A 9,823-nucleotide genomic window follows, 5' to 3' on the forward strand; every position below is an offset into this window, starting at 1 on the left:
GGTGGGGAACTCACTCTGCCCCGTAAAGGGCGTGAATAACTTCGTGTTAATTGTCTATGTTTCTATCTGCCGTTCCGCGAGAACATGTTTAGCTGCGCTTGATGCCCATTCATCAGATTGATCAAGGTGTTCAATCTCTGACTCTGCTATCGGCGTTACGCGGATCAGCGGAACGGAACCGAAAGGCAAATTATCAATCCTACGGCCATCACGGCTGAGGATGATTCGGGTCATTGGGTTATATTCGTCTGTAAGAGTGCAAAACAGGATTGCGCCATATTTTTCAACATCGGCAGCAACCTGATACCCATCGGCAACGAGATCACCCAGGTTAATCAAGAGATGAGCCCAGTCATCAATTTGGTGGCTGATGATATTCGAAGCGTCAAATTCCATGAAAAGTTCGCATCCTACGCCATTTTCCGGATCTGCAATGCCAGCCCAGGGCGTCGAAAGGCCATCAGTGGCCAGCGTTAATTTGGTATTGCTCTTAGTGTTGAGCACTCGACGATGGGGCCCGAACCATTTTGTCTGGTTGTGTACGTTTGCGTCATCTCGTTCAGCCATAAAGCCATCTGAGACGCTGCCATACCTTTCCCAAAAGGCTCGCCTTGCTACAAAAGCTGCCTCATAAATCGGGTCTTGAGGACCGCGCGGCACAATGGTCTCATCGAATAGTGTGTCAACAGTAACGCGCCCCCGTATTAACGGTATTTTAGACCTTGTCCAGTGAACGATAACCTTATTAAAGGGCTGTATCCGTGATGCTTCAAGTTTCTCGACAACCTCCCGGACCTTCTGAAAGGAGTGGTTACCCCCTGCAACGTGACTCCCGTCTGCATACATGTAGCCTCCGGTTTGTGAGGAGACTCCAGCCTGTTCGGTGATAAAGAACCATTCTCCGTTCATTGCGCCAGCGGGTGCCTTGTCTAAGGCCGAGCGTAAATCCTTTGCCGCATCAGAGTTTGAATATGCTGTCATATCTGTCCTTTAGCTTCACATCTTATGCATCATACTTAGTTTAACTTTTTCAAAATTATAGTATTAATTATCTTTCGGCCAGACAAACTGAAAAACGTCTACCGGGATCAGCTCCTCTCTGCCTGCAGACGAGACCAGCCACCCAACTTTCTCTAATGACGCAGCACCTTACGTACACATTCCCGGTTTTGCGCGCATAAGCGCAAACGTCCGCTTTTCGCTTATAGCGGACGATTCACATGAGCATGTCTGCTTCGTGCCAGAAGCGGAAGTTGCCAACATTTCTGTGTCTTAATAAAAAGGGAGCAGGTCAAATCTATTCTGCAAAAATCTTATTATTCTGAAAGAATGAGGGAGTTGAGTACATGATCCTGCCAAACCCCATTTATTTTGAGATAAGATTTTGCATATCCCTCTTTCATAAACCCTAGGCTTTGAAGCGTTTTGCTGCTGCGGTGGTTGTCAGGAAGATGGTTTGCCATTACACGATGTAGTTCATATTTTTCATGTAGATAATCGATCGCTATCTTGAGAGTCTCATGCATGAGCCCTTTCCCCTGATGAGCATGATCGATTGAAAATCCCAAATGACATGCTTGAAAAACACCATAGACTAAGTTTGTGAAATTGATGCTACCGACTATTTCACTTTCTTCTTTCATAGTGAAAACCATCAGCAAATTTTTTCTTTCGTTAAATTCATTTACTGATTGTTTAATTCTTTCAGAAATATTGTTCAAAGTGAAATATTGATCATCACGCCATGGTTCAAAAGGTGCAAAATTAGTTCTATTTGTAACCAAAAACTGCTGTAATTTTTCCGCTAAATCTTCATTAAGCAGGTATATATCCGTTCTTTCTGTTGAAAATAGCCTCATAATACCCCTATGTGATTCACGATATTAAATTTATTATATGAAAAAACGGATGATTCCCAAGTGTGACATAATGCTACGTCCGCTGCTCGCTCATAGCGGGCCATTCACGGACGTAATTGTGCTGCGTGGGGGAAGCGGACATCGTTCTTTGAATGTGTGCTAACCATCAGGAGACATATCTGCTTAAGTATTCCTCTTTTATTACGACGCTGCGATTGTCAAAGTTTATGCTCAATAATACGCCAAGCGGCAGAGTTAACATAGGATGTGTATGGCAGCAATCAAAGCCGTCCACTATGGGTAAAGACCTGCCGCCCAATACTTCCTGCAGAATATCAAAAGGCTGCCGCTCACTTCCTGCATTATCAAAAAGCTCATGTTTTCCTAAAATAATAGCACTGACCTTGTCAAATATACCGTTTATTTTTAGCATTGAAAATGAGCGCTCAACTGTAGCAATATCTTTTAGGCTATCTTCTAGAAATAATATATCGCCGTGCTTTACTTCAGGCATCCATTTGCTGCCCATAATTCCTGAAAGTGTGTTGAGGTTACCCCCTATTACTCGTCCTTCAACACTCCCGGTTCCCAAAAAACGGCACTTGTTCTCATAAAGTATCTTGTCCCTCACTTTCTCAATGCTGTCCCAATTCAGTCGCTCATCCGTCCATTCTTTTGGCAAAGTGTAACAATAGGGGACGTTAAAAGGCTCCATTAGTATTTCGCTAAATGAATGATATGTCTCGTCCACTAATGGAGAGAATTCACCAAAAGAAGCAACGAGTGCTGGCCCATAAAATGTAACCAATCCTGTTCTGGCATAAATTCCTGCTAGTAGAGCAGTAGCGTCAGAGTAACCAATGATTATTTTGGGATCCTGAATAAGGGTGTGGTAGTCAATATATGGTAAAAGTGAGTTGCTGTTGCTTCCACCAATGGTGGACATAATGCAACGTACTTCAGGGTCGCGAATAAGAGCATTGAGCTCATCTGCACGTTCTTTAATGGTACCTGAACGATAAAAGTCTGACTGGCCTGTCAGGTTACCTGCTTTAAGGTGAAATCCTTTATTAACAAGAAAGGATTTTGCGCGATTAAACCGGTTGGGTGCCGTCACTGTAACGGGAGAGGACGGGGAAAAAAAACCAATCGTATCACCAGTTTTTAAAGGTGGAGCCAGCAGAGTCTGCTTTATAGACATATATTTTCATCCTTAAATTATGGCTTTTTGATCATTCTAAGATCAGAGAGCCTAAAGAGAAAAATCTTAATAATGTTGACGTAAATTGTTCAGGCCATACTCTGTAACACAGATATTTATTGCAAGACAATCGTTTAAAATAAAATAAAGATATCTTATATGTATGTAAAGAAGGCGGATAAAATCATCATGTTAGCTTTTGTTGGATATGTTGATAGTTGATTACAATGCAAAGTGGTTAGCAAAGAACAAATGCGCGTCAGGTCCGCTTCTCGCTCATAGCGGACCTGACGCGCGCGTCCGCTTCGTGCCAGAAGCGGACGTTACTAACGACAGGATGTACTAATCAACGGTGAGCAGGTCATTGTGGTGATGGATTGAAATTATGCTTTGAGCTAAAACTCTGAACATAGAGCTATTTTCAAATATCAGCTAAGTCAAACGGCCCTCATATGAGGGCCGTTTGACTTAGCTATTACGATTTAAATCCAGGCTTACCGTTAGCCGCTCGCCATTGTTTAACTTCTTTTACAACACCTTCAGGACTGTCTTCCCTGTCATCATTGGGATAATAAATAAGATCAGAACCCGATGGGTGTTCAGTCAACCGTTTGAATTCAAGAATGTTTTTCGCATCCTCTTGTTCAGTGGTACTTTGTACGTTAAAAAATTTCTTAACGAACTCTAAAAACTCAGACTCTGTATAGTCCGAAATTGTTTTCTTCTCCATTTACTTACCCTCTTTATGGATTTCAATATGACGTTTTGGGGTTGTTACTCGTAGATTATCGATATAGTAAACCGAACCATTATTTTTAATCTGTTCTATATGGTGCAACTCATATTTTACACGGCCACCAACTTGTTCCGCATCTCGCGGCGCAGGTGCTTTACCCGCTTGTATATTTCCTAAGTTACCCGCTTTGAATTGTTTATTCAGAACCGGATCTTTTCCCACTTCCGACCAAAATGCCTGACGGAACGCGTCAAAGTTCCTGAACGTCTGTCCCCGTAATTTGTCGGCGATCTGACTCGGGATCGGCGCACCATCACCCATACCGGCTACCCCCAACCACTTATCCCCTACAGGCTGGCCTTTCCCAGTGACTGTACCGGGCATATTCCGTGGGCTACGCAACATGATATAGAGCGGTTTCAGCCCTGAGTCCGCAGGAAAAATCAGAATGACATCTTTAAAATCCACATCCTCTGCCACGGGTGTAGTGGTGACCGTCACGCCCTGTGGAACAGAGACCGGACTTCCGGTATGCACAATTGTCTCAGGCAGAGGAACCGGACCCCTAAGCGTCAGAGGGCTGTTTACACCAGGTGCATCAGCAGGACTCACCAGAATTGTCTGGGACGGTAAACCCGCCATTGCGGGCAGAGTGTAACCCCAATAGCCCGTTTTACTGTCTTTGACAGCACGTACTACGGGAACGCTGCCGGCGATACCGGTACGGACCAATTGCACGTCTAGAGTGTTGTCCCCACGCATAACCATTTGGCCGCGGACGGGCATGGAAATACCCGCGTTCGTGTCAGCTGCATGATTCAATGTTGCAGAATCGGGTAAAGACAAAATATCACCGGAGATCAGTGTACTGATATCTCGCCCTGGAACTATGTCGCTGTTCTCACCCACTTTACTTGAATACAGCAGCCCCATAATCGTGACGGCCACCGGCCCCACAAGACTTGCTGTGGCAATACTGCGCAATTCAGCCAGAGCGGCACTTATCCGTGACCAGACTGCGCCGGCAACATCGTCACCCAGCACAATTCCGCCGGAGGATGCGACTGACCAACTGATCGGAGTGCCGGCCATGGAGGCACTGGCGGCGATGCCACGTACAGACTGAACACTCATTAATTTCAGCGTGTCCGCTGCAATTTGACGTGCCAGCATGGCCTGCGCGAGCTGAGTGGCGGCAGCTTCTGCTGCCAGGCGTTGACGTTCAGCTTCTGCAGCGCGGGCTGCGGTTGCCGCCGCCGCGGCCGCGGCTTCTGCAGCCTGACGTTGCCGTTCAGCTTCCGCCGCGCGTGACGCCGCCTGCTGTGACGCTATCAATGCGGCCTGCGCGGCAAGGCGGCGGGTTTCTGCATCACGTGCTGCCACAGCCGCTGCCGCAGTGGCCTGCTCTGCTGCACTTGCCTGAGCCGCCTGCTGATTGGCGGAATTACGGGAGTTGGTGGCATTCACCCGCGCCGTATTCAGCGTATTGCCTGTGAGTTCAGTGATAAAAATACTGACAGTACGGCTATTTTTTCCACCAGCATCACGTTGTTCCCAGTGACCATAGTCACCGTTCCTTTTGGTTAGCTTAGCGGCCTGAGTATTCAGCTGGTTAGCTCGTAATTCAGCCTGCTGCGCAGCAGACTCTGCTGATTGTGCTGCCTGTCGAAGATTTACCGCGTTTTGCGCAGCGGCATTCGCCGCCTGCTCCAAACGCGCCCGTTCTGCCGTCGCAGTATTTAGGTTCGCCTGCGACTGAGAAACCGACTGATTCAGACCCGCAATGCCTGCAGCGGCAATCGCAGCCTGTCTTTGTTTTTCAGCTGACGCAGCCGCCGATGCTGTCGCTTCCGAGGCCGCGACGCCCGCTTTCTGATGCTGGGATAGGGCACTTTGAAGGTCGCTCAAGACTTGAGTAACTGCCTGGGCCATAGTTTTTTTGCTGCATTATCGACTGTTCTAGTTGCCGTTTGGCCATTGCTTCCCCCGGTTTCATAACGGGTTGTCACTTTATCAGGCATCAGGTCATGGGCGCGCTGCCAGGCCTGAACGATTTGATCGCGTGCAACAGGTTGCTGAGCAATAGTCAAAGCATCAAAAGCCGCGCGTACAATTCGATAGGAAGCTGTTGACGTTACCGCCACAAGTAAGTTATTGAGGCTTTCTGAAATCGCGCCGTTAATCAACGACGTATTAACGGGGCCCGCTCCTGCCCAGTTGCGGTTTACCGAGGCGGAGGAACCCGATGCGCTGCCGGCATCATTCCCCCCTCCATTGCCAGTCCCTGTATTCGTATTTCCCTTATCAGCAATAGATAGATTTACATGCACAGAACCATCAGGACCATAAGTCACTGCAGGCCCACTAAAATGGCTTCCCGTTGAAGCCATACCGTCACCGTTATAACTAAACCCAGGCATAGTTTTTTCCTCTTTCTATCTTTGTCGTTTTTATACTTATGGGGGTGTGGTATGCAGTTTATGACTCACCTACTAAGAACAGGTTCGCTATATTACGTGCTCTGCTGTACCATTTTATCTGTATATATAAACATGCTTTTACATACAGTATTTGCATGCTATGCCTGAAGTGCGGCGGCCGTCAACGTGCCTAAGGATGAGGGGAATAATAGTAAAAACAAAAGATATTTATTTTTTATTTTTTAAAATCAATTGGATGTATCTGGTTCTGGGGTTTTGTATTTAACATAATGCCAACGTTGTTTACCGCTTCGACAGTTCTAAGAGCTCTGACACAACAAAGACCCTGTTCTAAATGAACCTTGCTACCAAAATATCACCAGATAAATTCTGGGACCAAATCCAACTATTAACATAAAGCAGTGAGGACGAGTCGGTTCCTAAAAATAAATCACCGCGTGGACTTTCTATAATTACTCCCTTTTAGTTCTACGCAATTATTGAAAAATACTGTTGATCAGTAATCTGTCGATTCACTGCTGGCAAGTTTAGTAATGCGGCAGAATGTCCGCTATTCGCTCAAAGCAGCCCTTGAAATTTGCCTTTGGTTGCTTCGTGACAGGAGCGGACGTTGGTAATTGAAGAGAGAAATTCCGCCATACCCTTATTTCTCGAGTCTGGCTGCTGCTTTTAAAGTAGCCTGCCGCCTCTTTTCAATAAAAGGTGCAGCCTGTTCCTGTGCTTTTTTTAGCTGTTCTTCAGATGCTGTGCGGGGTGAGCCACAGTTAAAGGGAGGGGCAGGGTCGTATTCCATATGCAGCTGAATATTCTGAGCGATATCACTTCCGAACATTTCTGACACGACGTTGAGAGCAAAATCTATACCAGACGTCACACCTGCGCCAGTTATACGATTGCGGTCATGCACTACTCGCTCACTCACTGGCTCTGCACCTAACAAAGCGAGCTGATCCAGAGAAGCCCAGTGCGTAGTTGCTTTGTATCCCTTCAGAAGTCCTGCTGCGCCCAAAACAAGCGATCCAGTGCATACCGAAGTCACGAGTTTTGCTTGTTTGCTTTGAGTCCGGATAAACGAAAGGACTTCTTCGTCCTCCATCAGGTTTATCTGCCCTGGACCACCCGGGACACAAATTACATCCAGTTCGGGACATGCGTTGAATGTGGTTGTTGGCTGTATAGCCATACCTCGATCAGAAACCACGAGGTCCAGGTTTTTCCAGATGAGATGAACCTTTGTGTTTGGCGCTCTTACGAAAACTTCATAAGGGCCGGTAAGATCAAGCTGAGTGAGAGCTGGAAACAGGATCAGCCCGATTGATGTGCATGCAGAATCAATCATAAAAACCCTTTTAACTTAAAAGGACATAATGTCTTTTCCTTCGACAAAGGCAACCTCTTGTTGAACGAATAGATGTGCGCCTAATGAAGACCATGCTTAATCCAGCTGTATTTCAGTAGCATTAAGAATTTTATTACCAGTCCGAACCAAGATGACTAATGGTGAAACGACCGCTCCGCGCTCACAGCGGACCTTCGAATCAACTGGCTAATTCGCTTGGTGTCAGAAGCGGTCGTAACTAAAAAATATTGTTATACAGATTATCTCATTAAGCGGTAGTCGGTTCCTTAGTGAGCCGGTAAACATCATACATGGATGAACTTTTCATCGGTTTAACCGCCCAATGAAAACGCACCCCTTTGCCAATCATGATAGCGCTACGAATTTCGCTAATTGGATGAAACTCGTGATTAGACTTCTGAAATTCCATTTGCTTGTTGCGCAATGGAGCCGCGCCGTAAATGTCTCGAAACTCATGAATTAGCATCGCTTCGAATTCTGAGTAAACTTTTGAGGCGTTTCTCGCCCGAGGGAAACAATAGCCAATGAGGAACTCATTTTCGCCTTGCAGGTCCGCGAGATCCATCAGCCAGTTCTTATGCTGAGTAATACGTTGTTCAAAGTTTCCTTCGCCGATGTAGACAGTGGGAGAAATACCGCGTGGATACTCAATTGCGAACAGACCATCAAGCTTGATGACATAAACGCACCGTTTAAGATCCTCCTGACTAACGCCTCTGCTTTGTAATACTGGAAAGACATCTTTTTTCCAGGTCTGACTGCAGTTCCACTGAAGCCAGTCCCACTTAATTTGTACATCTGCCACTTAATCACTCCTTATCTAGATTGTTTTGCTCGCGTTACATTGGCCAGTTGAATTTACGGCTTAGATTTATCTGGCGATAGCCAACGAAGTTGCAAATGGATAGCTGAGCGAATGCTCACTTTCCACACTAAAAAAACATGTATGTTATATCGGCAAAAAAACTACTTTCATGAGCAATTATTTTGAGCAAAGTGAGACGCCCAACCAGATTGTGGTTCAGTCAATTACGATTCGTCCGTTCTTAGCTCGCAGCCAACATCATACTCCCTGTGCTGTCTGCTCCGTGCCAGGAGCGGACTTTAAACACCTTAGCCGCCCTGAGGGCGGCTCTCAGTCCAACTCATTTCTCAGAGTCAAAGGCCCAGTCAGCTGCTGTCGCGAGCGACACAAACGGGCCAGCTAGTGTGACGTTATGGTGGCTGATGATTTCATTTGCGGACAGGTAATTGTTATCCATTGTCGTGTGCGCATCTGAAATCAGCACGGTCCTGAATCCCAGTTCCGGTGCAGCGCGGCAGGTAGTGTCCACACAGAATTCAGTTTTCATCCCGGCGATAACCAGTTCCTTAATGCCTCGCTGGCTGAGCTGATGCTGCAGGTTCGTACCCCGGAAACAGTTGGGGTGCTTTTTGATAAACACGACATCGTGCTCAGCGTACACATTCATTTCGGGTATCAGTTGTGTCAACGGACTTTGCTCAGAGAAGTGAGAATCATCAGGTCCGGTGTGGCGGGCAAAAAATACGGGCACCTTAGCCTGCCTCGCTTTTTCAATCAGCAAGCAGATGTTAGACAGAACCCTGTCTGCAAAATACGGTGAGGCGGGGCCACGGAAAAGTCCCTGCTGCATGTCGATAACTAAAAGCGCATTTTCTGATGAAATCATGATGTATCTCCATTCAGTAAGTCATGAACGGAGAAATTTTCTTCCCCGTCCGGTTTGGCGGGGAGTCAGAGTCTGTTTTGTCAGGAGCCAGTCACAGATACGCCCACGCCGCCGAAAGTTCCGGTGGTGGTAACGGTTGTCGCTGTATGAACTGACTTAATCATTTTCTGACTTTCTCTTATGGGTTGGGTATCGGGAACAGGAAACACAACGAATCGTGAAAAACTTCTCTTTTGTTTTAGCACTGAGATTTACCGGATTCAACAAAATTGTTTCCTGAATGTTGCCGAGCTTTGTTGGCACCCCCGACCCGCAAAGGAAAGCAATTTGGCTTCCACTCTTCGCTCTCAGCAGACCTTCAGCGTCAGGTGTTTGTCTGCTGTGTGCCATAAGCGGACTTTGCAAACATCACTGTTTTATTAAGAAGGTAACGGGTCATAACATGTGGACTTCATTGACTGCGTTCCATCAACTCAAGCGTCTGACCATCGGGGCTTTGTAAATATATTACTCTGGTTCCCTGCATGGGTCCTGA

10 protein-coding genes are annotated in these 9,823 nt (G+C 46.5%); all 10 read right to left on the reverse strand.

The features are described 5' to 3' along the window. Window positions 1–54: 54 nt before the first annotated feature. Entirely contained in the window at window positions 55–981 is a 927-nt protein-coding gene (locus tag ED901_RS19355; protein ID WP_122096924.1) for a hypothetical protein, read from the reverse strand. A gap of 335 nt (window positions 982–1,316) precedes the next feature. Next, window positions 1,317–1,859, reverse strand: a complete 543-nt coding sequence (locus ED901_RS19360; protein ID WP_122096925.1) for a GNAT family N-acetyltransferase — start codon at window positions 1,857–1,859, stop codon at window positions 1,317–1,319. 166 nt (window positions 1,860–2,025) lie between these two features. After that, complete coding sequence (locus ED901_RS19365) at window positions 2,026–3,060, reverse strand: S66 peptidase family protein (protein ID WP_122096926.1); 1,035 nt, start codon at window positions 3,058–3,060, stop codon at window positions 2,026–2,028. Window positions 3,061–3,535: 475 nt separating this feature from the next. Next, window positions 3,536–3,790 (reverse strand): bacteriocin immunity protein, encoded by a 255-nt coding sequence (locus ED901_RS19370; protein ID WP_122096927.1) that lies wholly within the window; start codon window positions 3,788–3,790, stop codon window positions 3,536–3,538. Next, window positions 3,791–5,728 carry an S-type pyocin domain-containing protein gene (locus ED901_RS19375; RefSeq protein ID WP_122096928.1) on the reverse strand — a complete coding sequence of 646 codons (1,938 nt, stop codon included), beginning with the start codon at window positions 5,726–5,728 and terminating at the stop codon, window positions 3,791–3,793. It lies immediately after the preceding gene. Then, complete coding sequence (locus tag ED901_RS19380) at window positions 5,701–6,216, reverse strand: hypothetical protein (protein ID WP_122096929.1); 516 nt, start codon at window positions 6,214–6,216, stop codon at window positions 5,701–5,703. The genes ED901_RS19375 and ED901_RS19380 overlap by 28 nt, the downstream gene beginning before the upstream one ends. Before the next feature lie 664 nt (window positions 6,217–6,880). Next, window positions 6,881–7,576 (reverse strand): DJ-1/PfpI family protein, encoded by a 696-nt coding sequence (locus tag ED901_RS19385; RefSeq protein ID WP_122096930.1) that lies wholly within the window; start codon window positions 7,574–7,576, stop codon window positions 6,881–6,883. A 268-nt stretch (window positions 7,577–7,844) separates the two neighbouring features. After that, window positions 7,845–8,402 (reverse strand): hypothetical protein, encoded by a 558-nt coding sequence (locus ED901_RS19390; RefSeq protein WP_122096931.1) that lies wholly within the window; start codon window positions 8,400–8,402, stop codon window positions 7,845–7,847. 340 nt (window positions 8,403–8,742) lie between these two features. Then, the gene (locus ED901_RS19395; RefSeq protein ID WP_122096932.1) at window positions 8,743–9,288 is read right to left on the reverse strand and encodes a cysteine hydrolase family protein; all 546 of its coding nucleotides are present in this window, start codon (window positions 9,286–9,288) and stop codon (window positions 8,743–8,745) included. Window positions 9,289–9,739: 451 nt separating this feature from the next. Next, a partial coding sequence (locus tag ED901_RS25655; protein WP_371414333.1) for a VOC family protein occupies window positions 9,740–9,823 on the reverse strand: 84 nt, incomplete at its 5' end.

It is taken from the genome of Rahnella sp. Larv3_ips (assembly GCF_003697865.1).
GTDB classification, from domain to species: domain Bacteria; phylum Pseudomonadota; class Gammaproteobacteria; order Enterobacterales; family Enterobacteriaceae; genus Rahnella; species Rahnella rivi.

Bases quoted from the DNA above. Each gene is read 5' to 3' on its own strand.
- ED901_RS19380 (WP_122096929.1), bottom strand. From the start codon at position 6,216: ATGCCTGGGTTTAGTTATAACGGTGACGGTATGGCTTCAACGGGAAGC.
- ED901_RS19355 (WP_122096924.1), bottom strand. From the start codon at position 981: ATGACAGCATATTCAAACTCTGATGCGGCAAAGGATTTACGCTCGGCC.
- ED901_RS19365 (WP_122096926.1), bottom strand. From the start codon at position 3,060: ATGTCTATAAAGCAGACTCTGCTGGCTCCACCTTTAAAAACTGGTGAT.
- ED901_RS19370 (WP_122096927.1), bottom strand. From the start codon at position 3,790: ATGGAGAAGAAAACAATTTCGGACTATACAGAGTCTGAGTTTTTAGAG.
- ED901_RS19375 (WP_122096928.1), bottom strand. From the start codon at position 5,728: ATGGCCCAGGCAGTTACTCAAGTCTTGAGCGACCTTCAAAGTGCCCTA.
- ED901_RS19385 (WP_122096930.1), bottom strand. From the start codon at position 7,576: ATGATTGATTCTGCATGCACATCAATCGGGCTGATCCTGTTTCCAGCT.
- ED901_RS19360 (WP_122096925.1), bottom strand. From the start codon at position 1,859: ATGAGGCTATTTTCAACAGAAAGAACGGATATATACCTGCTTAATGAA.
- ED901_RS19395 (WP_122096932.1), bottom strand. From the start codon at position 9,288: ATGATTTCATCAGAAAATGCGCTTTTAGTTATCGACATGCAGCAGGGA.